The sequence below is a fragment of the Pseudomonas sp. WC2401 genome (assembly GCF_041200115.1).
GTDB lineage: Bacteria > Pseudomonadota > Gammaproteobacteria > Pseudomonadales > Pseudomonadaceae > Aquipseudomonas > Aquipseudomonas fragi.
Genome location: NZ_CP165623.1, coordinates 85,256 through 109,386 on the forward strand (window position 1 = coordinate 85,256; position 24,131 = coordinate 109,386).

General features: G+C 62.7%; 18 protein-coding genes. 13 read left to right on the top strand and 5 right to left on the bottom strand.

The window, feature by feature from the left end:
* The first annotated feature begins 67 nt into the window (after positions 1-67).
* The 4 genes from purH to AB3G35_RS00370 all read left to right on the top strand — a co-directional run bounded on the left by purH (position 68) and on the right by AB3G35_RS00370 (position 6,690).
* Positions 68-1,675, top strand: a complete 1,608-nt coding sequence (gene purH / locus AB3G35_RS00355) for a bifunctional phosphoribosylaminoimidazolecarboxamide formyltransferase/IMP cyclohydrolase (protein WP_016783386.1) — start codon at positions 68-70, stop codon at positions 1,673-1,675.
* Positions 1,676-1,857: 182 nt separating this feature from the next.
* A complete protein-coding gene (gene purD / locus AB3G35_RS00360; protein WP_086798969.1) occupies positions 1,858-3,156 on the top strand; it encodes a phosphoribosylamine--glycine ligase in 1,299 nt (432 codons plus the stop codon).
* Between the two features lie 99 nt (positions 3,157-3,255).
* Entirely contained in the window at positions 3,256-6,036 is a 2,781-nt protein-coding gene (locus AB3G35_RS00365; protein ID WP_106115413.1) for a hybrid sensor histidine kinase/response regulator, read from the top strand.
* A 57-nt stretch (positions 6,037-6,093) separates the two neighbouring features.
* Positions 6,094-6,690: a MarC family protein gene (locus AB3G35_RS00370; RefSeq protein ID WP_016783383.1), complete on the top strand. Its 597-nt coding sequence runs from the start codon at positions 6,094-6,096 to the stop codon at positions 6,688-6,690.
* 171 nt (positions 6,691-6,861) lie between these two features.
* Here the strand turns inward: AB3G35_RS00370 and cobJ are convergent, their stop codons facing one another.
* The 5 genes from cobJ to AB3G35_RS00395 form a co-directional block, all read right to left on the bottom strand.
* Positions 6,862-8,529 carry a precorrin-3B C(17)-methyltransferase gene (cobJ, locus tag AB3G35_RS00375; protein ID WP_369782209.1) on the bottom strand — a complete coding sequence of 556 codons (1,668 nt, stop codon included), beginning with the start codon at positions 8,527-8,529 and terminating at the stop codon, positions 6,862-6,864.
* Positions 8,526-9,257, bottom strand: coding sequence for a precorrin-2 C(20)-methyltransferase (locus AB3G35_RS00380; protein WP_369782210.1), 732 nt, complete (start codon positions 9,255-9,257; stop codon positions 8,526-8,528). Before AB3G35_RS00380 ends, cobJ begins: the two co-directional genes overlap by 4 nt.
* Positions 9,257-9,883: a precorrin-8X methylmutase gene (locus AB3G35_RS00385; protein WP_016783380.1), complete on the bottom strand. Its 627-nt coding sequence runs from the start codon at positions 9,881-9,883 to the stop codon at positions 9,257-9,259. The genes AB3G35_RS00380 and AB3G35_RS00385 overlap by 1 nt, the downstream gene beginning before the upstream one ends.
* Positions 9,876-11,207 carry a precorrin-3B synthase gene (gene cobG, locus AB3G35_RS00390; RefSeq protein ID WP_369782211.1) on the bottom strand — a complete coding sequence of 444 codons (1,332 nt, stop codon included), beginning with the start codon at positions 11,205-11,207 and terminating at the stop codon, positions 9,876-9,878. The genes AB3G35_RS00385 and cobG overlap by 8 nt, the downstream gene beginning before the upstream one ends.
* Before the next feature lie 90 nt (positions 11,208-11,297).
* Complete coding sequence (locus AB3G35_RS00395; RefSeq protein WP_369782212.1) at positions 11,298-16,292, bottom strand: dermonecrotic toxin domain-containing protein; 4,995 nt, start codon at positions 16,290-16,292, stop codon at positions 11,298-11,300.
* A gap of 350 nt (positions 16,293-16,642) precedes the next feature.
* Between AB3G35_RS00395 and AB3G35_RS00400 the strand changes: the two genes are divergently transcribed.
* The 9 genes from AB3G35_RS00400 (at position 16,643) to AB3G35_RS00440 (ending at position 24,109) form a co-directional block, all read left to right on the top strand.
* Entirely contained in the window at positions 16,643-17,854 is a 1,212-nt protein-coding gene (locus AB3G35_RS00400) for a bifunctional cobalt-precorrin-7 (C(5))-methyltransferase/cobalt-precorrin-6B (C(15))-methyltransferase (protein ID WP_029611713.1), read from the top strand.
* Positions 17,847-18,944 (top strand): cobalt-precorrin-5B (C(1))-methyltransferase, encoded by a 1,098-nt coding sequence (locus AB3G35_RS00405; RefSeq protein WP_134050979.1) that lies wholly within the window; start codon positions 17,847-17,849, stop codon positions 18,942-18,944. Before AB3G35_RS00400 ends, AB3G35_RS00405 begins: the two co-directional genes overlap by 8 nt.
* Positions 18,941-19,672, top strand: coding sequence for a cobalt-precorrin-6A reductase (locus tag AB3G35_RS00410; protein WP_106115418.1), 732 nt, complete (start codon positions 18,941-18,943; stop codon positions 19,670-19,672). Before AB3G35_RS00405 ends, AB3G35_RS00410 begins: the two co-directional genes overlap by 4 nt.
* Positions 19,673-19,821: 149 nt before the next feature.
* Positions 19,822-20,160, top strand: coding sequence for a type II toxin-antitoxin system RelE/ParE family toxin (locus AB3G35_RS00415; RefSeq protein ID WP_086798985.1), 339 nt, complete (start codon positions 19,822-19,824; stop codon positions 20,158-20,160).
* 5 nt (positions 20,161-20,165) lie between these two features.
* Positions 20,166-20,489 (top strand): DNA-binding protein, encoded by a 324-nt coding sequence (locus tag AB3G35_RS00420; protein ID WP_086798987.1) that lies wholly within the window; start codon positions 20,166-20,168, stop codon positions 20,487-20,489.
* 102 nt (positions 20,490-20,591) lie between these two features.
* Positions 20,592-20,990, top strand: coding sequence for a DUF2946 domain-containing protein (locus AB3G35_RS00425; RefSeq protein WP_095040704.1), 399 nt, complete (start codon positions 20,592-20,594; stop codon positions 20,988-20,990).
* Between the two features lie 48 nt (positions 20,991-21,038).
* Complete coding sequence (locus AB3G35_RS00430; protein ID WP_016783370.1) at positions 21,039-21,533, top strand: copper chaperone PCu(A)C; 495 nt, start codon at positions 21,039-21,041, stop codon at positions 21,531-21,533.
* 48 nt (positions 21,534-21,581) lie between these two features.
* Positions 21,582-21,953, top strand: coding sequence for a DUF2946 domain-containing protein (locus AB3G35_RS00435; RefSeq protein WP_169846109.1), 372 nt, complete (start codon positions 21,582-21,584; stop codon positions 21,951-21,953).
* 98 nt (positions 21,954-22,051) lie between these two features.
* Positions 22,052-24,109: a TonB-dependent copper receptor gene (locus AB3G35_RS00440; RefSeq protein WP_369782213.1), complete on the top strand. Its 2,058-nt coding sequence runs from the start codon at positions 22,052-22,054 to the stop codon at positions 24,107-24,109.
* Positions 24,110-24,131: the final 22 nt, after the last annotated feature.

Sequence of the window (24,131 nt, forward strand, 5' to 3'; positions counted from 1 at the left end):
CTGAAAGGCGTCCTGGTAAAACGGGCCGCCTTTTTTGCTGACTCCTTTGCTTTTGATGGAAATCGAGATGACCGATCAGACTACCCGCCTGCCGATCCGCCGCGCTCTAATCAGCGTTTCCGACAAAACCGGAATCCTTGATTTCGCCCGTGAACTGGAAGCCCTCGGCGTCGAGATCCTGTCCACTGGCGGTACGTTCAAGCTGCTGCAAGACAACGGCGTTGCCGCTGTTGAAGTCGCGGACTACACCGGCTTTGCAGAAATGATGGACGGTCGGGTGAAAACCCTGCACCCGAAAATCCACGGTGGCATCCTGGGCCGTCGCGGCATTGACGATGACATCATGAGCGAGCACGGCATCAAGCCGATCGATCTGGTCGCGGTTAACCTCTACCCGTTCGAAGCCACCATCTCCAAGCCGGGCTGCGACCTGCCGACCGCCATCGAGAACATCGATATCGGCGGCCCGACCATGGTTCGCTCGGCAGCGAAAAACCACAAAGACGTGGCCATCGTGGTCAATGCCAGCGATTACGCCAACGTGCTGGAAAACCTCAAGGCCGGTGGCCTGACCTACGCACAGCGTTTCGACCTGATGCTCAAGGCGTTTGAACACACCGCCGCCTACGACGGCATGATCGCCAACTACCTGGGCACCGTGAACCAGGCTGCTGAAACACTGAGCACCGAAGACCGCGGCTTGTTCCCGCGCACCTTCAACAGCCAGTTCATCAAGGCCCAGGAAATGCGCTACGGCGAGAACCCGCACCAGAAAGCGGCGTTCTATGTTGAAGCCAAGCCGACCGAAGTCAGCATCGCAACGGCAACCCAGCTGCAAGGCAAGGAACTGTCGTTCAACAACGTGGCCGACACCGACGCCGCGCTGGAATGCGTAAAAAGCTTCGTCAAGCCAGCCTGCGTCATCGTCAAGCACGCTAACCCGTGCGGCGTGGCCGTAAGCCCGGACGCCGAAGGCGGCATCCGCCAGGCCTACGAGCTGGCGTACGCCACTGATACCGAATCGGCATTCGGCGGCATCATCGCCTTCAACCGTGAACTGGACGCCGAAACGGCCAAGGCCATCGTTGAGCGCCAGTTCGTTGAAGTGATCATCGCCCCATCGGTTAGCGAAGAAGCTCGCGCCATTGTGGCTGCCAAAGCCAATGTGCGCCTGCTGGCCTGTGGCGAGTGGAGCGCAGAGCGCACCCCGGCCTGGGACTTCAAACGCGTTAATGGCGGTTTGCTGGTTCAAAGCCGCGACATCGAAATGATCGGCAGCGAAGACCTCAAAGTCGTGACCAAGCGTGCCCCGACCGAGCAAGAGATCAACGACCTGATCTTTGCCTGGAAAGTGGCCAAGTACGTCAAGTCCAACGCCATTGTCTACGCCAAGGGCCGTCAGACCATCGGTGTCGGCGCAGGCCAGATGAGCCGCGTAAACTCGGCCCGTATCGCTGCGATCAAGGCTGAACACGCCGGCCTGCAAGTGCAGGGCGCTGTGATGGCATCGGACGCATTTTTCCCGTTCCGTGACGGTATCGATAACGCGGCCAAGGCAGGTATCACTGCCGTGATCCAGCCGGGCGGCTCGATGCGTGACAACGAAGTGATTGCTGCCGCTGACGAAGCCGGCATTGCGATGGTGTTCACCGGCATGCGCCACTTCCGTCACTAACTGCACGATCCCATGTAGGCACCGGCTTTTGTGGGAGCTGGCTTGCCTGCGACAGCAACACTTCGGTAGGTATGAAACCCCGAGGTGCCTGTATCGCGGGCAAGCCCGGCTCCCACAAAAGCCCGGCCTTCAGGCACCTCAGCGGTGCTTATCAGAATTCAGCGTCATCCGAGGTTTTTGAAATGAATGTTTTGATCATTGGCAGCGGTGGCCGCGAACACGCACTGGCCTGGAAAGTAGCTCAGGACCCACGTGTCGCCAAAGTATTCGTTGCCCCGGGCAACGCCGGCACCGCCATTGAAGCCAAGTGCGAAAACGTCGCCATCGACGTGCTGGCCCTTGAGCAACTGGCGGACTTCGCCGAGAAGAACGTTTCCCTGACCATCGTCGGCCCGGAAGTGCCGCTGGTTGCCGGTGTGGTTGACCTGTTCCGCGCCCGTGGCCTGGACTGCTTCGGCCCGACCGCTGGCGCCGCCCAGCTGGAAGGCTCCAAGGCGTTCACCAAGGACTTCCTGGCGCGTCACAAGATCCCGACCGCCGACTACCAGAACTTCACCGAAATCGAACCGGCCCTGGCTTACCTGCAGAAAGTCGGCGCGCCGATCGTGATCAAGGCTGATGGCCTGGCTGCCGGCAAAGGCGTAATTGTCGCCATGACCCTGGCCGAAGCCGAAGACGCCGTGCGTGACATGCTCGCAGGCAATGCCTTTGGCGAAGCCGGTTCGCGCGTGGTGATCGAAGAGTTCCTCGACGGCGAAGAAGCCAGCTTTATCGTGATGGTCGACGGCAAGAACGTATTGCCGATGGCTACCAGCCAGGACCACAAGCGCGTCGGCGACGGCGATAGCGGCCCGAACACCGGCGGCATGGGTGCTTACTCCCCTGCTCCGGTGGTCACCGCTGACGTTCACCAGCGCGTGATGGACCTGGTGATCTGGCCAACCGTGCGCGGCATGGCTGAAGAAGGCAACGTCTACACCGGCTTCCTGTACGCAGGGCTGATGATCGACAAGGCCGGCAACCCGAAGGTCATCGAGTTCAACTGCCGCTTTGGCGACCCGGAAACCCAACCGGTGATGCTGCGTCTGCAATCGAGCCTGGTGCTGCTGGTTGAAGCCGCATTGGCTCAAGCGCTGGACAAGGTTGAAGCGCAATGGGACCCACGCCCGAGCCTGGGCATTGTCCTGGCCGCCGGTGGCTACCCTGGCGACTACGCCAAAGGCGCGGTGATCCACGGCCTGGATGCAGCGGCCAAGCTGGAAGGCAAGGTGTTCCACGCAGGTACCGCACTCAACGCCGCGGGTGAAGTCGTTACCTCTGGTGGCCGCGTGCTGTGCGCAACCGCTATGGGCGACACCGTTGAAGCGGCTCAGCACAAGGCTTACGAGCTGGCCAAGGCGATTGAATGGGACGGTTGCTTCTACCGTAACGACATTGGTTACCGCGCCATTGCACGCGAACGCGGTGATAACCAGGAATAAGTACTCCACACGGATAGGCGGGGCCCCTCGGGCCTTGCCTAATTATTCCAGGCCCGCGCATAGTTAACCTCAGGCTTCACTTTACGAAGGGATTTCGCCGTGCGCTGGCTCAGGATCGCCATAGCTTTTACCGCTGCCTTACTGGCCACTGTGCTTGGCATGATGCCTGCGCAAGCCGCTCCGTCTACCAGTTGGTCGGTCTTGTCAGACCCGCAGGCCACGCTGGAACTGAGTGATGTCCGTTCCCCCCGCCTGTCCAGCCAGTTCAGCCCGGTCGACCTTGGCCGCATAGGGGCTGCTGAACCCGGCGAGGCCCTGTGGTTGCGAGTACACCTGCAACCCGACAAGCACGAGCAGGTACTGCGGCTGTTCGCCCCCGACCTGGCGCGCCTGGACATGTATGTGTTCGATGATCAAAAACTGATCAGCGAAATCAACACCGGCTCAGCATTACCCACCAATAACAAACCGGTGCCCAGCAGTGACTACCTGCTACCCCTGCCCCAAAGCGGCAAACCGCTGGATGTTTACCTGCGCATGGTCTCTGACCACCAACTGCGCCCGCACATTACCCTCGACACAGCCGTGATGCTGGCCGCCAGCCAGAGTAAACCCCTGCTCTATGGCCTGTTGCTGGGCTGCATGACGATGCTGTTGCTGCACAACCTCGTACGCTTTGCCTTTAGCCGTTCGCCCAGCAGCCTGTGGCTAGCGATCTGCGAAGCCCTGCTGATGGCCAGTTCAGTGCTGTTCCTGAATCTGCTCGACCCCTGGCTGGGCCAGTGGCACGGCATGCAAACCCCGGGGGCCTACCTGACCCTGCTGCTGACCGCGCCGTGCGGGCTGATGTTCACCTATACCTTTTTCGCCAGTCGCGGCGCCCATCGGCTGCTCAAACTGCTGTTGCTGGACATCCTGATCATCGGCCTTGGCGGCCTGTTGCTGCTGTTTATCGACAACTTGCCGCTGAACCTCATCACCTACGCCCTGGTCGGGCTGGCAAGCGTCAGCATCCTGGCCGTATCGGTCTACCACTGGCAAAAGGGCTACAAGCCGGCGCGCATGTTTGTCATGGCGATGGTGATTTTCAATATCGGTACCCTGGTGATTCTCCCGGCACTGCTGGGCCTGACCCTGATCGCGCCACAGGAACTGGTGCTGGCGCTGATGTGTGTGGTGTGTATCAGCGGCTTGCTGATGAGCTTTGCCCTGAGCGAGCGCAACCGCAGCATCACCCAGGCGCAGTTCAGCATCAGCCGCGAGCTGGCGGCCAGCACGGCCGAGGTCAATGCCAAGGCCGAGTTCCTGGCCAAGATCAGCCACGAAATCCGCACCCCCATGAACGGTGTGCTGGGCATGACCGAATTGCTGCTGGGCACGCCGCTGTCGGTCAAGCAGCGCGACTATGTGCAGACCATTCACAGCGCGGGCAATGAACTGCTGACCCTGATCAACGAAATTCTCGACATTTCCAAGCTTGAATCCGGGCAAATCGAGCTGGATGACGTGCAGTTCGACCTCAATGCCCTGATCGAGGATTGCCTGAGCATCTTCCGCACCAAGGCCGAACAGCAAAACGTCGAACTCATCAGCTTTATCCAGCCGCAAGTACCGCGGGTGATCAGCGGTGACCCGACCCGCTTGCGCCAGACCCTGCTGAGCCTGCTTGAAAGCTCCCTGAAAAAGACCGACGAGGGCGAGATCCTGATTGTCGTGGCCCTTGAGGAACGCAGTGGCCCGCCGCGCCTGCGCATTGCCATCCAGGACTCCGGCCAGCCGATGGACGAACAGGAGCGCGACGCCCTGTTGCATGCCGAACTGCACAGCAAGAACTTCCTCGCCGCCACCCGCCTTGGCGGCCATTTGGGCCTGGTGATTGCCCGCCAGCTGATCATGCTGATGGGCGGCGAATTCGGCATAAAGCCGGGGCAAACCACCGGTAGCAACCTGTGGCTGACCCTACCCCTGGACCCGCAGCACCTGGAACACCCGACCTCGGACCTGGACAGCCCGCTCAAAGGCGCACGGGTGCTGGTGGTCGACGACAACGACACCTGCCGCAAAGTGCTGGTGCAGCAATGCTCCGCCTGGGGCTTGAACGTCAGCGCCGCCGCCTCGGGCAAGGAAGCCCTGGCCCTGCTGCGTACCAAGGCGCACTTGCGTGACTACTTCGACATCGTGTTGCTGGACCAGAACATGCCCGGCATGACCGGCATGCAACTGGCCGCCAAGATCAAGGAAGACCCGAGCCTGAACCACGACATCCTGCTGGTGATGCTCACCGGCATCAGCAACGCGCCGAGCAAGATCATTGCGCGCAATTGCGGCATCAAGCGCATCCTCGCCAAGCCGGTGGCCGGCTACACCCTCAAGACCACCCTGGCCGACGAGCTGACCCAACGTAACAAGGGCCATGCCACTGCACACACCTCGGCCAATGGCCCCGCCGTCGTGCCGGTGTCAGTGCCGGGCGACTTCCGCATTCTGGTGGCCGAAGACAACAACATCTCGACCAAGGTGATTCGCGGCATGCTGGGCAAGCTCAATTTGCACCCGGACACCGCCTGCAATGGCGCCGAAGCGCTCAAGGCGATGAAAGCCCAGCGTTACGACCTGGTGCTGATGGACTGTGAGATGCCAGTACTCGACGGGTTTTCCGCCACCGAGCAACTGCGCGCCTGGGAAGTCAGCCATCAGCGCGTGCGCACTCCGGTGGTCGCGTTGACCGCGCATATCCTCACCGAACACAAGGAACGTGCGCGGCAGGCCGGTATGGACGGGCATATGTCCAAACCCGTGGAGCTGTCACAACTGCGTGAGCTGGTGGAATATTGGGTCGAACAACGTGAGTTGCGTCAATCCAGGACACAACTGTCCTAACAGACCGCCAATCCCCCTGATAGACTTTCGGCGCCTCCCTCGATGTGAGCTCAGACCATGCTCCATATGCTGTTCAGTGTGTACTTGAAGATGCTGGTGCTCTACAGCCCGTTTTTCGTGCTGTCGTGCTTTATCAGCCTGACCCGGGGTTACTCGAACAAGGAACGCCGCCGCCTGGCCTGGAAAGTGGCCCTTGCCACGCTGATCTCCAGCGTGTTGCTGTACCTGTTCGGGCGCATGATTTTCAGCGTCTTCGGCATCACCGTCGATGCGTTCCGCATCGGTGCCGGCAGCGTGCTGTTTATCTCGGCGCTGGGCATGGCCCAGGGCAAATCTGCGGTGCAAACCGACAATGTGCAGCAGGACGTGACCATCGTGCCGCTGACCATTCCCCTGACTGTAGGCCCCGGCACCATCGGTGCGTTGCTGGTCATGGGCGTCAGCCAGCCGCACTGGGATGACAAGCTGATGGCGATTGTGAGTATTGCCCTGGCCAGCCTGACGGTGGGCGTGGTGCTTTACCTGTCCAACCGCATTGAGCGGATTCTCGGCGAGCAGGGTTTGCAGATCGTCAGCCGCCTGATGGGTCTGTTTGTCTGCGCCCTTGCAGCGCAGATTATCTTTACCGGGATCAGGGGCTATCTGATCCCCTGATCAACAACTGCGGCTGGCAGGCCTGTGTGGGAGCGGGCTTGCTCGCGATACAGGCGATGCGGTTTGCCTGCCTGACTGCGGCGATGCCTTCGCAGGCAAGCCTGCTCCCACAGGCCATGTGCACTCCCTGAAATCAGCAGCTGGCAAGCCAGCTCCCCCAACAGTCAGGGCTCAAGGCTTTTCGCCATACCAGCGCGGCGTGTACACCCATTGAGTCCCGTCGACACGCGGGAAGGTGCATGTGGTCGACGACCCCACCAGCACCATGGTGCGCATATCCACCTGCTCCGGGGTCAAATCACCCAGGGTCAGGGTGCGCAGGGTCTGGCCCGGACGGCCAATGTCACGACCCAGCACCACCGGTGTTTGCGGCGTGCGATGACGCCTGACGATATCCAGCGCAACGCCCAGTTGCCACGGCCTTGAGCGGGAAATCGGGTTATAGAACGCCAGCGCCAGATCCGCTTCGCAAGCCAGGTCCAGACGCTTTTCAATGATACTCCACGGCTTGAGGTTGTCCGACAGCGACATCACGCAGAAGTCATGTCCCAGCGGCGCCCCGGCCTGCGCGGCGGTTGCCAGCGAGGCCGACACACCCGGCAGGATTTCCAGATCGACACTGTGCCACTGCGGGTCCACAGACTCATGCAACGCTTCGAGTACGGCGGCGGCCATGGCAAAAACTCCAGGGTCCCCCGAAGACACCACCACCACCGAGCGACCTTGCGCCGCCAGCTCGAAGGCGTGACGGGCGCGCTGCATCTCTTCGCGGTTATCGGTGCAATGCATCACCTGATCGTCGCGGAACGGGCCGGCCATGCGCACATAGGTTTCGTAACCCAGTACATCATTGGCCCGTGCCAGTTCGGCCTTGACCGCAGGCACCATCAGCTCGGCAGCACCGGGGCCCAGGCCGATCACGGCCAGGCGACCACGGGCCCGGCCAATCTGCTCAGGCGCCAATGGCGTGGAGGCCACGCCCAGCGCCACGCCATTGCCCGGCTCACGCCAGGCTACGGGCAGCAGCGCATCATCGCCGCCGACAAACCGCAGCGGCACCGCCAGTTCAAGGGCCGTTTCACGCAACGGCGCACTGGCCATCAAGGTATCGGGCGCAACCACGCAAGCCAAGGACTGGCGAGCCAGCCCAGCCTGCTGCAATGCTTCGAGGATCGTCTGCGGCGAAACCTCGGCACACACCTGTGCCAGTACATTGCGCGGATAAATCAATAACTCGTCAGCGGCAGGCGCACGCTCGGCGTTGCCCACATGAATTGCCAGACGCGCCTGTGCATGTTCGGGCAACTGCGCCCGCGCCAGCCACGGTGCATCGCCTTCGATACGCACTGATTCGCCGGCCAGCAGGTCCGAAACAAAGCGCTTGCCCAGTTCCAGATCGCCCAGGGCATAGCCCGCAGGCGGGTTCAGCAGGCACGTACCAAAGCGCAGTTCGCCGCTGGTGGTGATCGCCGGAGCAATCCCCAGACCCGCCGCAATGACCCGCGCCAGATCATTCACCCCGCCCAGCCCGCCCAGCAACGGCACCACCGCGCTGGCGTCTTCGGCAACCGCCAGTACCGGCGGCTCGGCGCCTTTTTCCAGCAACAACGGCGCCAACGTGCGGATCACAATACCCGCAGCGCACAGCGCAATAATCGGCGTGTCCTGCTGATATAGCTGACGCATAGTGTCGCCGAAATCGCTGTAACTACGATCCGCGCCGTCTACCCGCCCTGCCAGCCCAAGGACCGAAGCGCCGGGCAGCAACTGCTGGATACGGCGTGCGGTGTCCAGGCTGCCATTGCCCAGAATGACAATGGCCGGTGCCGGGCGACTCAACCCTGCCACCGTTCGCCAGGGACGATAATCAGCGAGAAATAGGGTGAAGACATCGGTTCCACTTCATTGAGCGGCACGATCTTCTGATTGCTCATGGTGGCGCGCTCGACATACAACGCCCGCTCGGCCAGCCCCAGCTCGCTCAGCACCTCGCGCACTTTATGAAAGTTGCGCCCCAGCTTCATGATCACCGCCGCATCGGCAACTGCCAGGCGCGACTTGAGTTCCTCGTGGGGCAGCACACCCGAGAGCACCGACAGGCTCTGGTTGCGATACACCAACGGCACGCCCAGCACCGAAGCGCCGCCCAGCATCGAGCACACACCTGGTACCACTTGCGCTTCAAAACGCTGGGCCAGACGGTCGTGCAGGTACATATAGGAGCCGTAGAAGAACGGATCACCTTCGCAGATCACCGCCACATCGCGACCGGCGTCCAGATGCACAGCGACTTCAACGGCAGCCTGATCGTAGAAGTCGCTGATCACCTGTTCGTACGACAAGGGTTCTGGCAACACCTCGGTGGTCACCGGGTACACCAGCGGCATCTGGGTTTGCGCATCTTGCAGATGGGCCTCGATGATGCCGAACGCATTGCCCTTCTTGCCCTTGGCCACGAAATACGCCACCACCGGCGATTCACGCAGCAGGCGCAGGGCTTTAACCGTGATCAGCTCGGGGTCGCCGGGGCCTACGCCCAGACCGATCAAACGTCCTGGTTGCGCCATTATTCGATCTCCGTGGCCAGGGCGTTGACGGCGGCTGCCGCCATCGCGCTACCGCCACGGCGGCCTTGCATGATCACAAACGGTACACCACGGCTGTCTGCCGCGAGCATGGCCTTGGATTCGGCAGCGCCGACAAAGCCTACCGGGAAGCCCAGAATCAACGCCGGTTTTGGCGCGCCAGCATCGATCATTTCCAGCAGATAGAACAACGCGGTAGGCGCGTTGCCGATCACCACCACACTGCCTTCCAGGTACGGGCGCCAATGCTCAAGGGCCACCGCCGAACGGGTGTTGCCTTTCTCCAGCGCCAATTCGGGTACGCCCTCTTCACGCAGGGTACAGATCACCGGGTTGTTGGCTGGCAAACGGGTACGGGTCACGCCTTCGGACACCATGCGCGCATCACACAAAATCGCCGCACCTGCCGCCAGAGCGTCGCGCCCGGCCTTGCCGGCACCCGGCGAAAAGCGCAGGTCTTCGATGGCATCGACCATGCCGCAGGCGTGGATCACGCGTACAGCGAGTTTTTCCAGGTCCGCCGGGATGCTGTCGAGGTTGGCCTCGGCACGAATAATGGCGAAGGAATTGCGATAGATCTCTTGACCATCGCGGATGTAATCAATCATCGGTGTTGCTCCATTGGCGGGCCTCAAACCAGGCACTCGCCGCTTCAATTGTAAGATTGCGCTCGCGCAGAACACCGAAACCGGCATGTTCAGGGCTGCGTAAATAGAGGTCGTAGTGACCGGGCGCCACGGCCAGCAAGGTGACCGGCGCAACATGGGCTGCCGCGCAGGAGCGCTGGCAGCCGGTCAGGTGAATAGTCATGGGTTTTGGCAGCAACGAGGCCAACTGACGAGCATCCTGCTTGGTGTCCGCCAGCCCTTTGGCACAGGCACTGGAGCCGGTACAGGCGACCAGGTGCGCCAGCGGGCTGCCTGCGTCGCAGATCAAGCCGAGCGCTATCAAGTCGCCCATCAACGCGCTGGCCTGAGCCGTCGCGACGTTGGGCAGCAATACGCTCTGCCACGCGGTGAAACGCAGAGTGCCGTCGCCGAAGCGCTCGGCCAGCCCGGCCAACCCCGCGAGCATCGTTGCATCCAGCCGCCCCAGCGGCGGGGCGGCGCCGACATAAACCCGGCCAGAGGCATGCTGCGGCCAAATGCCGAGGTGCATGGACGCCGAAGCGGCACCCCGTTGCCAGTCGCGAACAGGCAGCAGTGGCACGCTGAGCCGCTGCCCCAACTGCCCGACAAACGACGCTGCGCTGACTTCTTGCAGCAGATGGCGCATACGGATGTGCTCAGGCCGGGCCAGATCCAGAAACTGCATCAGCACCGCCATCACCAGTTCATGCCCGTATTCGGCAGGCACGGCAGCCAGTGCCGGATCGTGCGCGGGGCACCCGGCCAGGCCAAAGGCCAGCAGCGTCTGGCCATCGCGCCGGAACGCCGACAACCACAGGTCGTGCGGATGTTCCAGCATGGACAGGGCTTCGCCGCCGTCCAGTTGCACGGCGAACTTGGCCGACAGCTCGGCGAACCGCGGCGTGCTTTGCAGGCTGGCCAGTATCTGCCGGGCAAGCGGCCAGGTATCGATATGCATCTGCGGGTCGATGCCGGCACTCGGGCTGAGCATCAAGTTGCGCACATCGTCACTGGCCGCCGTGGCAGGCCCGAGCCCGGCCGCCAGCAACGGCTCAATCAGCGCCCGATGCTGTGGCCCGACACCACGGATCTGCAGGTTGCCACGGTTGGTCGCCTCGATCACGCCACTGGCATAGCGATGAGCCACATCGGCCACCGCACGCGCCTGCAGGGCCGTTATCGAGCCACCGTCCAGCTTGACCCGGCAGATCCCGCCATCCATCGCCTGGACGATACGCAGTAACCCCGGGCAAGCCGAAGGGCGCACAGGCGTCGTGACAGAAAGTTCAGGTGGCAAGGTCAAGGGGCTATCCAGGGCAGGCAATTCGCTATTGCAGGTGGCGCATTATGCCTGCTTTGGGCGAGCGCATGAAAAGCCTGCCGGACGGAATGACTACTCGCTCACCCTCTCCTGCGGCAGCGCAGGCTCAACCCGGCCCAGTCGGGTGAGCAACAACACCACGGTATCAGCACTGGCCAGCATCATATCAATGCGTTTACGCGGATCATTCCTGAAGATCCGCCGCGCCTGGTCCAGGGTCTTTACACCGGCAATGGCTTTGACTTTTGCCTTGCCGGGGCTGGCGGGCATATCCGCCCAGGTTTGAGCTTCAGGGTCGAATTCCTGGAACAGGTGCTCTGTCGGTATTTGCGGTGAGTGGCACCTCTGGACAATCCGGTTGAATGACTTGATATGGCTGCCCAGCGGGGTGCTGTCATCGAGCAGGTCCTCATAGGGAAAGCCGGGGTTCAGGTAGTTGATGTCTTCGGTGCTCAGTACCTGATGGGTCAGCTCGTGCAACAGGAACGTTGCCCGATAATGCACGTTGGTCCTGAAGGGTGGCTGCACGGTTATCACAAACGACTGGCTCAAGGCATAGGGCGTGTCAAAGATCGTGCTGAAAAAACGGTCGCTCAGGTACACACGCCTGCCCGTGTCCCAGCGGTGTATCCAGGCAACGGCGTTGTCCCTGTAGCGGGCACGACACACCACATACTTGCCCGATGTCTGAGGTGACAGGTCGGGATGCAGGAGCTGGGTCAGCAGTGGCTCGACCGTTTCGCCCAAACGCTCCAGCAAGGGCTGGCTGACCTCCTCCACATCAAAAAACCCGGCGACGAGCGCCCGGTTGCGGGCATTTTCAGGGCCGGGTCCAAGCAGCCCATGCAGGGCACTCTGGCAGCGCTGCAGGTAGGTCACGGCCTGTGCATGGGCCTCGCGAATGGCCAGCGCCTTGTCGGGAAAGCGTCGCTCGATGTTGACCATGCCCACAGCCTGGATTTCATGGGTCAAGTGGTCGGCCACCCGCGCCGTGACCGACAGCACCGGGCCGCCTCCCAGCAGCGGCTCCTTGAGGTCGAGGGCCCACTGCCCGTCCTCATTGAGCCTGACCAACGGCCCTTCACGCAGCTCGCCGAGATAAATCCGCCAGCGCTCACGCCATGCCTGTACCCGAAATACATGCCCCGCCAGCAGCACATACTGGCGGCCCGTGCCGGGGTGAAGGTACAGCCGGGTCGAAGGGGCCAGATCCAGATCCTGCAAGGCCACATCATGGGTTTGAAAGGGCTGCAGTCCGGCCTCCTGCTCAGGTGTAAGCCGTACCCGGGACCGTACTTCAGGCTGGTGCAGGGCTGCAGGCTCGATGCGCGGCGTGCGATAACCTGTTCCGATCTGCGCCAGTGACGACGCAAAGCCGGCCACGGCCTCCCCCCAATCGCCCTTTAGCGCAGACTCAACCCCCTGTTGCAGGCTGCTCAACGACTGCCAAACCACAAGTGGGATACTCAACTTTGCAGGCAGGAACATCAGCGCCGTCGACGCAATCAGCGAGAACAGGTACTTGAACGACTCCCAGTCGGTCTCGGCCGTGGTCCTGGACTGTGCAGCGGCCATATCGAGCAACAGATGGTAGTTGTCGGTGTACAACTGCTCGAACAGATTACCCGCGATCGGCGATAGGCCCAGGGTTGGGGGTGCAGGCCTGGGCACATAGCCACCTGGCGAAGCATCGACATAACGGGGCACATGGGGTTCGGTAAAACCGCCGTAGTTGTAGGTTTTGCGTGCCTCGGGCTCAAGGCGCTGCAGCACCAGGGCCTGAAACGGGGTCGAGACGCGCAAGTCTTCGAGCAAGGCAGGTTCATCGCTATAGGTCCTGAACGTATAGTGCTCGCTGTAGCTGACCCACAGCACCTGCGGCCCGCCGCCGGAGTGCGCCGGGCCAATGAGATACAGGCCCCGGGCACGATCGGGGGCGGCATCCGGTTCGGCCAGCAGCTCAAACGGGCGGACAATGATGGCCTGCCCGTTCAATGGCAGCCGGGCCGCACCATCGGGCATGCTGATCACATGTTTCACATAACCACAGGCCACCTCCTTGCCCGGCTCCATCAGTTTTTCCCGCAGCACCTGCTCCATGACCTGAACCGATAACAGTTCGGAAAACTGCTGTTGGCGCTCGGCAACCTCCGTGTTACCGGGGGTCAGCTTGTCCTGCAACAAGGCCCGGTAATGCGCGCCGATATCCAGCTGGCGCGTGACTCGCCGCACATAGGTGGCGTTGAGGGCCTCGGGCAACGGAGTAGCGTTGCTGGCCCGCAGCGAGAGGGCCCCGTCATTGAGCCGATAGAAGCCATTGAGCGAAAACTGCGTCAGGGTCTGGACTGTGCGGGTGGTTGCCGCCGGTAAATATGAGGGCGTGTTGCCCACCGGTACCGTCGAGGCCAGGTAGGTATCGATCACCACCTCAATGGCGTCCGGGCCAGGCACCAGGCCCGGGAAGTCGAGTTCCAGACGCAGCGTCAGCATGCTGCGGGCATAGTCGATGATGGGCGGGATGTCATGCAGGTAGTTCTGCGCTGCCTGCCCGGCATGCTGATAGCGTTGCAGCAGGCCGGCGTAGGCCAGTTGATCGGCGGCCGGGGCGCTTTTCAGCCAGGGCGCCAACGAGGCCTCGAACCGTTGCAGGTGAACCGCTTCAAGCACAGGCTCCGGCGTCACTCCGGCGTGGCCATGAACCAGCGCACTCTGCACCAGGTTCTCAAACGCCTGCGCTGACAAGGGTATGGCCCGGGCCTGACGACAAGCCTCACCAGCGTCGGCCAGCACTTTGGCAATCACCCGCTGCTGGGCCTCGCGGGTGAAGTCGTGCTCGTAGCGCTCAAAAAACAGCCATCGGTTATGCTCTCCGGGCATGCTGTCCAGCCAGGCGCTCGTCTGCGGCTGCGCAGCCAGGCTGACGTGGGCCAGCAGCTCCCAGCGCAGTGCCTTGTCCATAAGGCGCGCTTGCAACCAGGTCCGGCATGCGTCCAGCGAGGCGAAACCTTCAAAACCTGAGCCGGGGCTCCAGAAGATGGCGCGCCCGGCGTTTACCGACTCCAGCCCGCCGCGCTGGGTAAACAGCAGGCAATTGACCATATCCACCGCCCCCTGGACCCCGGGGATCAACAGCGCAACACCGAACACGTCGGGTACAAAATGTTGCCAGGCAGGTCGCCGGGCGCTGACCGGCTGCCCGAGCACGGTGGTGAGCACCGCCATGTCCGTCGCCTCAAGCGGATGATCCTGTTGCCGCAAGTGCAACTGGGCACGCAGCAGCGCAAGCCTCAGGGTGCCCAGCCTGTCGATCCGGGTATCGGGCCGCGACAGGGCCAGCGAAGCATGGAAAAACTCGCTGAGATGGGCAACAAACCCCGGAAAGAAATCCGACGCCGCGTGCTCCAGCAGGTTGAGCAGCTTGGTTCCCGACAGCGATCTCTGTGGTTTCCAGTCACCGCTCTCATGGCCGTACAGGCCCGCTTCGATCTGCTGCGGATCACGCGGCAGCGGCAGGTACCCGGTAGCATGCTGCAGCAGCCCCGCGACCAGCGTGACCGGCTCCCGGGCACCGGGGTGGCGCAGCAGGATGCGCTCGATATCCAGCGCCTCATGGCCGGCCCGGGCCAGCGCTTCGAGCAGGCGCAAGCGCGCATACGACAACGGCGCAGGCCACGCCCGCAACAGCTCGTCACGCTGGGCAGCGACACTCGCCAACCTCGCCGCCAGCCTGTCGATCGGCCAGCCATTGACCGGAGCCACAGGAGGACGGGCGCGGGGTTCGTAGCGGCTGCTCCAGCGTCCGCCACTGTCGAGCGCCAGCAAACGCCCGTCCACCAGCAGGCGCACATCCAGCCCGTGATCCGCTGCCGCCAGGGCTACTCCCCGGGCCGGTAACGTGCGCAACAGATAGGCGAAATCATCAACTTGCTTGCTCTGAATCGAGTCAATATTGGCCGCAAAAGGATCAGAGGACAGGTGCTCGACGCTCAGGTCCAACTCGACCCTTTCGAGCAGAAACCCCTGTTGCGCCAGCGCCACATGCCGGGCCAGGTGTTCAAACGTCGGCGGTGCCCGCAAGGCCGAAAGCAGCCGCGCCTTGAGCCGTGACTTCGATGAATACTGCTGCAGCCCGTGCGGCCCGCCAAACAGAAATACCGGCCCGTCCTGTTGCACAAAAAACACCCCCAGCAACCCTGCCAGGTTTACCGCGCCGTTGTTTGGATCAAATACCGACAGGCGTAAGACATGCATCTGCCCACCACCCCCGGCAGCGGAAACCACGCTTTCCAGCAGATCGAACTGCACCGGGGTGACCTGCCTGTCGTAAAGGGCCTGCAGGCACTGCTGGTAATAACGGTCGCCTTGCAGCGCCACGCAACAGGCATAGGGGCTGGAGCCAGGCCCCAAGGGTGTGTGCCACCATTGCTGCAATGCGGCCTGCATGCGCTGCTGTATCTGTTCCATCAGTTGCAAGTCGTCAGGGGCAGGCGCTTGCCCGACCGTTTTACGCGCCAGGGCGGCAAGCTCCCGGGCCTCGACAACCGCGTGCAACGAGGGTGCCGACACCAGGCTGGCCAAGGTCGTTTCCTGACAGCGCTGCACAAAATCGCCGACTTGCCGGCTGACCCCAGCCAGGGCCGAAGAAGCCACTGGCTGTACCTGAACCAGCAGCGAACCGGCCGCGCTCAGGCGTTGGCGCACATCCAGCGGGGTAAATCGCAGCAGCCGGTGGCGCTCGGCCGGGGAATCCAGCAACTGTTCGAGGCCCTGGCGCAATGCGTCCAGGCTGGCAAAGCGCTCAAGGCTGCCCGGCAGCCTGAACAGGAACAGGTCGGGGCCGTCGGCCCTGCACAGCAAGGCACCCGCCCACAGCACAAGACGGCTGCCATTGCGCGCCAGAAACAGCTGGCAGGCCTGCACCGGCGACGGCAGACCCAGAAGAATCGCCCGCAGACCCTTGGTTTCAAGCTCGCCGACTTCACCCGCTTGCCCGGCGCGCGCCAGGCAGGCGGTAAACACCTCGCGCAGGGCGGGCTCTGAATAAAATGCACTATCACTGGTTTTCATGAGTCATCCCTCCGGGACCCCGAACAATGCCCGACACGCTATAGCAAGCCCGCGCCGCCAAGGCACTACATAGATATGCAGGTACAAACGGCGGATCAAACCGATGTGCCGGCCCGGGCTTGAAATAGCCGAAGCGGGTGAGCGCGCCTGTGCCTGATTGAACATCACCTGCGGGCTGAGGTACTCGCGGATCTGGTTGCCCCGGATCTTGCGTCCACAGGCACTACCCGGCTACCACCCGTAAAGATCGACTCTGGTGCAGGGCAAGGCGCGTTATCATGCTCACCTGTCTCCGCAGGGCGTTCGCCCGGCAGCGGGGGAACAACCTGGCGTTTATCAAGAGGATCGGCATGTCGCCCTGGCTAACAGTTGTGGGAATAGGTGAGGACGGCTTTGCCGGGCTGGGCAAGAATGCGCGCCGCGCCTTGTTGGGCGCGAGCCGGGTGATTGGCAGCCAGCGCCAGCTCGACCTGCTGCCCGCCTGCATCCGCGCCGAGCGCCAGACCTGGCCCAGGCCGTTTGCCCTGGCGCCGGTGCTGGCCGAGGGCAACACGCCGACCTGCGTACTGGCCAGCGGCGACCCCATGCTGTTTGGCGTCGGCGCCAGCCTGGCGCGGGTAGTGGCGCGGGAAGACATGCAGGTACTGCCGGCGCCTTCGTCGTTTTCCCTGGCGGCCGCGCGGATGGGCTGGCCCCTGCAGGACGTGGTCACGCTGTCGGTGGTGGCACGCCCCGTCGCCGCGCTCAATGCCCACCTGCACAGCGGCGTACGCCTGCTGGTGCTGAGCAACGATGCCAGCAGCCCGGCCATCATCGCCCGGCTGTTGCGCGAACAGGGCTTTGGCCCCAGCCGCCTGACGGTGCTGGAGCATCTCGGCGGCCCGGCGGAGCGGCGGGTGGAGGCCAGCGCCAGCGACTGGAAGGACCCGCCCGTCGCCGCCCTCAACCTGATCGCCATCGACTGCCTGGCCGACGCCAGTGCGCGGCCGCTGTCACGCATTGGCGGGCTGCCCGACAGCGCGTTCGAGCATGACGGCCAGTTGACCAAACGCGATGTGCGCGCCGTCACCCTCGCCCGCCTCGCCCCGCTGCCCGGCCAGTTGCTGTGGGACGTGGGCGCGGGCAGCGGCTCGATCGGCATCGAGTGGATGCGCACCTGGCCCAGTTGCCGCACATTGGCGATTGAAGCCGATGAAGGGCGCCAGCAACTGATCGAACGCAACCGCGATGCCCTGGGCGTGCCCGGCCTGCAACTGATTCGCGGCAAGGCGCCACAAGCCCTTGCCGGGCTGGAGCGCCCGGATGCGATTTTCATCGGTGGCGGCGTCACCCGCGAAGGCGTGCTCGATACCTGCTGGCAACAGCTCAAGCCCGGCGGGCGGCTGGTGGCCAATGCCGTCACCCTGCAAAGCGAAATGCTGCTGATGAGCTGGCGCGAACGCCACGGCGGCGAGCTGACCCGCATCCATATCGCCCAGGCCCAGCCCCTGGGTGAATTCGACACCTGGCGCCAGGCGTTGCCCATTACCCTTCTGGACGTGACCAAGCCCCTCGATGCGTGACGAAACCGCCGAACAACCCGCCCCCCTGCGCAGCGGCCTGACCACCGGCAGCTGCGCCACCGCCACCAGCCTGGCGGCTGCGCGCCTGCTGCTGGGCGGCGTGTTTAACGACGCAGTGCAAATCACCTTGCCCAAGGGCAAGCAGGTGCAGATGCGCCTGGAGTTCTGCCGCCTGTGGCAAGACGGTGCCGAAGCGGGCACGATCAAGGACGCCGGCGACGACCCCGACGTGACCCACGGTGCGCTCCTCTACTCACGGGTACGCCTGCGGGCCGAGGCGGGCATTGGCTTTGTCGCCGGGCAAGGCGTCGGCACCGTGACCCGCCCGGGGCTGGTGCTGAACGTGGGCGAACCGGCAATCAACCCGGTGCCGCGCAAGATGATCACTGACCACTTGCAGCAACTGGCAACCGAACTGGGTTACGGCGGCGGTTTTGAAGTGACCGTCAATGTGCAGGACGGCGAAGCCCTGGCCCTGAAAACCATGAACCCGCGCCTGGGGATCCTCGGCGGGCTGTCGATCCTGGGCACCAGCGGCATCGTGCGGCCGTTCTCCTGCGCGGCCTATATCGCCTCGATTCACCAGGGCATCGACGTGGCCAAGACCAACGGCTACCTGCATATCGCCGCCTGCACCGGCAACGCCAGCGAAGACACCATGCGCCGGGTCTACAACCTGCCGGAAATCGCCCTGATCGAAATGGGCGACTTTGTCGGCGCAGTGCTCAAGCACCTGCGCAAAGTGCCTGTGGATAAATTGAGCATTTGCGGCGGCTTCGGCAAGATCAGCAAACTGGCCGCAGGCCATATGGACTTGCACAGTCGCCACTCCAGCATCGACCTGCCGCAACTGGCTGAGTGGGCCGCCGCCATCGGTGCCGACAGCCAGTTGCAGGAAGCCATCCGCCAGGCCAACACCAGCCAGCAGGCGCTGGCGATGGCCAGTGCGGCGGGTGTCGCGCTGGGCGATGCGGTGTGCCAGCACGCGCTGGACTTTGCCCGCAGCGTGGTGCCAGCCCAGGTGCAGGTTGAAGTGTTTGCCATCGACCGCCAGGGCGGGATCGTCGGCCACGCGGGAGCCTTTGCATGAAGCGTATCTTGTTATTGGGCGGCGTCACCGAAGCGCTGGCCATCGCCCGTACCCTGGGCCCGCAGCATGTCTACAGCCTGGCCGGGGTGGGCCGGGTGCCGACGGACCTGACCTGCGAGGTACGGGTGGGCGGTTATGGCGGTGCTGAAGGTCTGGCTCGATACATTCGCGACGAGGGTATCGATTTGCTGCTGGACGCCACCCACCCCTACGCTGCGCAAATCAGCCAGAACGCTGCTCTCGCCGCGGCCGCCAGCAATATTCCGTGCTGGGCCCTGCGCCGCCCTGCGTGGGTTGCGCAACCGGATGATGACTGGCGCGAAGTGGCAGATTGGAGCGAACTGGTCGAAGCGCTCGCCACCTTCCAGCGCCCCTTGTTCACCTTGGGCCGTGAGCCGCTGGAGCACCTGCACGAAATCCCGCCAGAGCAGTTCTGGACCCTGCGCGCCCTGGACGTTTACCCCGGCAACGTACGCTGTGAGGTGATAGGCGCACGCGGGCCGTTCCTCATCGATGACGAACGCAAGTTGTTTGCACAACGGCGCATCGACGTATTGATCAGCAAAAACAGCGGCAGCAGCGCCACCGAACCCAAACTGGAAGTGGCCCGCGAGCGCGGGGTGCCGGTGTTGATCCTCAAACGGCCGACACTGGCGCAGGTGGATCGGGAGTTCTCGACAGTCGAAGACCTGCTGGAATCTTTGGCGCAGGAACGTTATTTGTTGTGAACAGTGCCCAACCTGTGGGAGCTGGCTTGCCTGCGATGGGAACAGCGCGGTCTTACTGATAAAACCCGGTGAGGCCCTCGCAGGCAATTCATGCGCTGTAACTTTTAGCAGCTTTACGATATGGTAACCTATTGGTTACCTTCGTTCGCATGACGATAAACGTAGAAGAATATTGCGGCCAAGACCAAACCAGCCCTTTCGAGCGCTGGTTTTCGTCATTGGATGCCCAGGCAGCAGCCAAGGTATCCACGGCAATCATGCGCATGGAGATGGGCAACACCTCAAACATAAAGTGGTTTGAAGGCTTGGGGGAATACCGCATCGATTGGGGCCCGGGCTATAGAATCTATTTGTTACAGGAGGGCAAACGCTTGATCATCCTGTTTGGCGGCGGCGACAAATCCAGCCAGAAGCACGATATCAAACAAGCGAAAAAGCTCATTGCTGAGTACAAACGTCGGCAAAACGCAACGCAACACACGAGGTAGTTCCTATGGCTCTCACAAGAAGTTTCAAGCAAACGATTGCTGAGCGAGCCGAACGCGATCCTGCATTTGCTCAAGCTCTGCTCGATGAGGCCGCGACACTCTTCCTCAATGGCGAACCGGAGATGGCGCGCGTCATCCTGCGCGACCTGGTAAATGCCACCGTAGGGTTTGAAGGGTTGGCCAAAGAAACAGCGAAACCCAGTAAGAGCCTGCACCGAATGCTCTCGGTCAGCGGCAATCCAAGCATGGACAATCTGGCGGCGATATTTGCTGTAATCCGGGCTAATCTGGGAGTACAAATCGAGGTGCATGCGGTGCCCGCGCATTAATGTGCTTTCCCTGTCGCGACACTTCGCCACACCCGCACTTTTTACTTACGCCGAGCATTCAGGCTAAATAGCCCCTTGATCGCTCCACTCACGGAATTCGTCATGTCCCGACAACGGTTTGCATTTGCCTGGATCGCCTGCTTTGCAGTGCTGTTCAACATGCTCGCCATGTCGATGGCCGGGGCGACCCAATCCGCTGAGCGTGGCCCCACCGAACAATTCATGTGGAGCAGCTTCTGCTCCTCCACCGGCACCAAGATGGTCGCCGTATCGCTGGGCAAGTTCGAGCCCGCCGACAGCCAGCCTGACGATCATTCCACCATGCAGCATTGCTGGTGCTGCTCGGGCGCCGCGCCGGTGGTGGCGCTGCCCGCGCATATTCCCAAGCTCTACTTTGCCGCCATCGAGCGGGGCCACAGCCTGGTCCCCGATCATCTCAAGCGCCCCACCCCGCGCCAGCAATGGCCCAGCCTCAACCCCCGCGCATCGCCCCTGGTCTGATTCTTCCTCGCAACCCCTTTGCGTTTTGAATCGTTCCGGAGAATTGCCATGTTGAACCTTTCCCTGTTCAAGCACGTCGTGATTGCGGCGGCTGTGTTGCTGCCTGCCTGTTTTGCCAACGCCCACGAATACAAAAGCGGCGACCTCGAAATCGCCCACCCGTGGTCCCAGGAACTGCCGCCCAATGCGCCAACCGTGGCCGCGTATTTCATCATTCACAACACCGGCAACACGGCCGATCGCCTGGTCAGTGTCGACACGCCGATTGCCGATAAGGCCGAACTGCACCAGCACATCATGGAAGGCGACTTGATGAAGATGCTGCCCGTGGCCAGCGTCGAAGTGCCGCCTGGTGGTACCGTCACCTTCGCGCCCATGGCGTACCACGTGATGATGTTCGGCCTCAAGGACCGCAGCCTGCTGCAGGACGGCAAGCACTTCCCGCTGACCCTGCATTTTGAAAAAGCCGGCGCCGTGCCGGTTGAGGTCAATGTGCAGAAGCAGGCACCTGAAGACAGCATGGAACACATGCACGCCCACTAACGGCCAAGGTTGCTGACCCCCGTGCGCGCACCACGCGCCAGGCACTCCATGTCGCATATTCGCGGCAGTTGGCTGAGCCTGTTTGCCATGTTGATGATCTTTATCGGCCCGCTGATTTCCCAGGCGATGCCGATGGACCATCACGCCTCCATGCCAATGCCCATGTCGATGGAAATGGGCATGGACATGCCGGCGCACGCGGATCATGAACACCCCGCCAGCGACCATCATGCCATCTGGGAAAAGTGCGGCTACTGCACCCTGCTGTTCAGTTGCCCGGCGCTGCCCGGCACCCCGAACCTGACCCTTTACGGCGCGCCTAAACTCAACAGTTACCTGGCCGCCAACCCCCGCCTGGGCCACGCCCGGCAACCGGTCTTCCCCGGGGCACGCTCCCGCGCACCTCCCGCATTCCTTTAAGCACCGACACAACACATCACCTGGCCAACCTGCATGCGCTGCTTTAGACAGCCGCAGGTGCGTGGCCGCGTTGTATTCGCCTGACTATTGGAATGTCTATGTCCCGCTTTACTGCTGCCTCCCGTTTGCCTTTTGCCCTCAGCACCCTGTGCTGCGCCGTCCTGGCAACCACCGCCGTGGCCGACGAACATGCCGCGCACAGCAATGAACTGAGCCCGCTGGTGATCACCGCCATCGCCCCCAGCTCACCGCTGACCATCGTCACCAACCCCAAGGACCCACGCCAGCCCGTGCCTGCCAGTGACGGCGGCGACTACCTCAAGACCATCCCCGGCTTCGCCCTGATCCGCAACGGCGGCACCAATGGCGACCCGGTGTTGCGTGGCATGTTCGGCTCGCGGCTGAACATCCTCACCAACGGCGGCGAAATGCTCGGCGCCTGCCCCGGGCGCATGGACGCACCCACCTCCTACATCTCGCCGGAAACCTACGACAAGCTCACCGTGATCAAAGGCCCACAAACCGTGCTCTGGGGCCCGGGCGCCTCGGCGGGCACCATCCTCTTCGAGCGCGAACCCGAGCACTTCGGCGAACTGGGCACCCGGGTCAATGCCAGCTTGCTGGCGGGCTCCAACGGCCGTTTCGACAAAACCATCGATGCCGCCGCCGGTGGCCCGCTGGGCTACGTGCGGGTTATCGGCAACACCGCCCATGCCGATGACTACAAGGACGGCAACGGCGACACCGTGCCCTCGCGCTACGACAAATGGAATGGCGACATCGCCCTGGGCTGGACCCCGGATGCCGACACCCTGCTGGAACTCACCGCCGGCAAGGGCGACGGCGAAGCACGCTCGGCCGGACGCGGCATGGACGGCAGCCAGTACAAGCGCGAAAGCCTGGGCCTGCGTTTTGAAAAATCCAATATCGGCGACGTTCTCGACAAGATCGAAGCACAGGTCTATTACAACTACGCCGACCATGTGATGGACAACTACACCCTGCGCACCCCGTCGGGCACCGGCATGATGGCTGGCCCAATGGCTTCCAACGTCGACCGCCGCACCCTCGGCGCACGGGTCAAGGCCACCTGGCGCTGGGCCGACTACCAGTTGATCAGCGGCATTGATGCCCAGACCAATGAGCACCGCAAACGCTCGGGCATGGGCATCGATACCTATAAGGATCAAAACTGGAGCAAGGACGCCGATTTCCACAACTACGGAGCCTTTGGCGAGCTGACCTGGTACGCCGCCGAGCGTGACCGGCTGATTACCGGCGCCCGCCTGGACCGCGCATCCGCCAAGGATTACCGCGCCCGACTTGGCTCGGGGATGATGAGCAAGCCCAACCCGACCCTGGACAAGACCCGTGCCGATACCCTGCCCAGCGGTTTCGTGCGCTACGAGCATGACCTGAGCGACAGCCCGACCACGGTGTACGCAGGCCTGGGCCACAGCCAGCGTTTCCCGGATTACTGGGAGCTGTTTTCGCCGAGTTCCGGCCCGGCCGGTTCGGTGAATGCGTTCGATGCCATCAAACCGGAGAAAACCACCCAGCTGGACGCGGGCCTGCAGTACAAAACCGACACTCTGGAGGCCTGGGCCTCGGTGTACGCCGGTGAGATCCGCGACTACATCCTCTTCGATTACGCCAAAGGTTCCTCACAAGCGCAAAACATCAACGCCCGGGTCATGGGCGGCGAGCTGGGCGCGGCGTACCAGTTGACCTCCAACTGGAAAGCCGATGCCACCCTGGCTTACGCCTGGGGCAAGAACACCAGCGACGGTAAAGCCTTGCCGCAAATGCCACCACTGGACACCCGCCTGGGCCTGACCTACAGCCAAGACGACTGGAGTGCCGGTGCCCTGTGGCGCATCGTGGCGCGCCAGGACCGCATCGACCGCAACGCGGGCAACGTGGTGGGCAAGGACTTCGACAAAAGTGCCGGCTTTGGCGTGTTCTCGTTAAACGGTGCGTACCGCATCAACAAAAACCTCAAGGTCAGCGCCGGGGTCGACAACCTGCTGGACAAAAACTACAGCGAGCATCTGAACATGGCGGGCAACGCCGGTTACGGCTACCCGGCCAACGACCCGCGCGCCATCAATGAACCGGGCCGCACGCTGTGGACCAAGGTGGATGTGAGTTTCTGACACCAGTCGCCCCTGTGGGAGC

What these genes read in the sequence shown, in the direction of transcription:
- purH (WP_016783386.1), top strand. Translation starts at nt 68, where the DNA reads ATGACCGATCAGACTACCCGCCTGCCGATCCGCCGCGCTCTAATCAGC.
- purD (WP_086798969.1), top strand. Translation starts at nt 1,858, where the DNA reads ATGAATGTTTTGATCATTGGCAGCGGTGGCCGCGAACACGCACTGGCC.
- AB3G35_RS00370 (WP_016783383.1), top strand. Translation starts at nt 6,094, where the DNA reads ATGCTCCATATGCTGTTCAGTGTGTACTTGAAGATGCTGGTGCTCTAC.
- AB3G35_RS00380 (WP_369782210.1), bottom strand. Translation starts at nt 9,257, where the DNA reads ATGGCGCAACCAGGACGTTTGATCGGTCTGGGCGTAGGCCCCGGCGAC.
- AB3G35_RS00385 (WP_016783380.1), bottom strand. Translation starts at nt 9,883, where the DNA reads ATGATTGATTACATCCGCGATGGTCAAGAGATCTATCGCAATTCCTTC.
- AB3G35_RS00395 (WP_369782212.1), bottom strand. Translation starts at nt 16,292, where the DNA reads ATGAAAACCAGTGATAGTGCATTTTATTCAGAGCCCGCCCTGCGCGAG.
- AB3G35_RS00400 (WP_029611713.1), top strand. Translation starts at nt 16,643, where the DNA reads ATGTCGCCCTGGCTAACAGTTGTGGGAATAGGTGAGGACGGCTTTGCC.
- AB3G35_RS00405 (WP_134050979.1), top strand. Translation starts at nt 17,847, where the DNA reads ATGCGTGACGAAACCGCCGAACAACCCGCCCCCCTGCGCAGCGGCCTG.
- AB3G35_RS00410 (WP_106115418.1), top strand. Translation starts at nt 18,941, where the DNA reads ATGAAGCGTATCTTGTTATTGGGCGGCGTCACCGAAGCGCTGGCCATC.
- AB3G35_RS00415 (WP_086798985.1), top strand. Translation starts at nt 19,822, where the DNA reads ATGACGATAAACGTAGAAGAATATTGCGGCCAAGACCAAACCAGCCCT.
- AB3G35_RS00420 (WP_086798987.1), top strand. Translation starts at nt 20,166, where the DNA reads ATGGCTCTCACAAGAAGTTTCAAGCAAACGATTGCTGAGCGAGCCGAA.
- AB3G35_RS00425 (WP_095040704.1), top strand. Translation starts at nt 20,592, where the DNA reads ATGTCCCGACAACGGTTTGCATTTGCCTGGATCGCCTGCTTTGCAGTG.
- AB3G35_RS00430 (WP_016783370.1), top strand. Translation starts at nt 21,039, where the DNA reads ATGTTGAACCTTTCCCTGTTCAAGCACGTCGTGATTGCGGCGGCTGTG.
- AB3G35_RS00435 (WP_169846109.1), top strand. Translation starts at nt 21,582, where the DNA reads ATGTCGCATATTCGCGGCAGTTGGCTGAGCCTGTTTGCCATGTTGATG.
- AB3G35_RS00440 (WP_369782213.1), top strand. Translation starts at nt 22,052, where the DNA reads ATGTCCCGCTTTACTGCTGCCTCCCGTTTGCCTTTTGCCCTCAGCACC.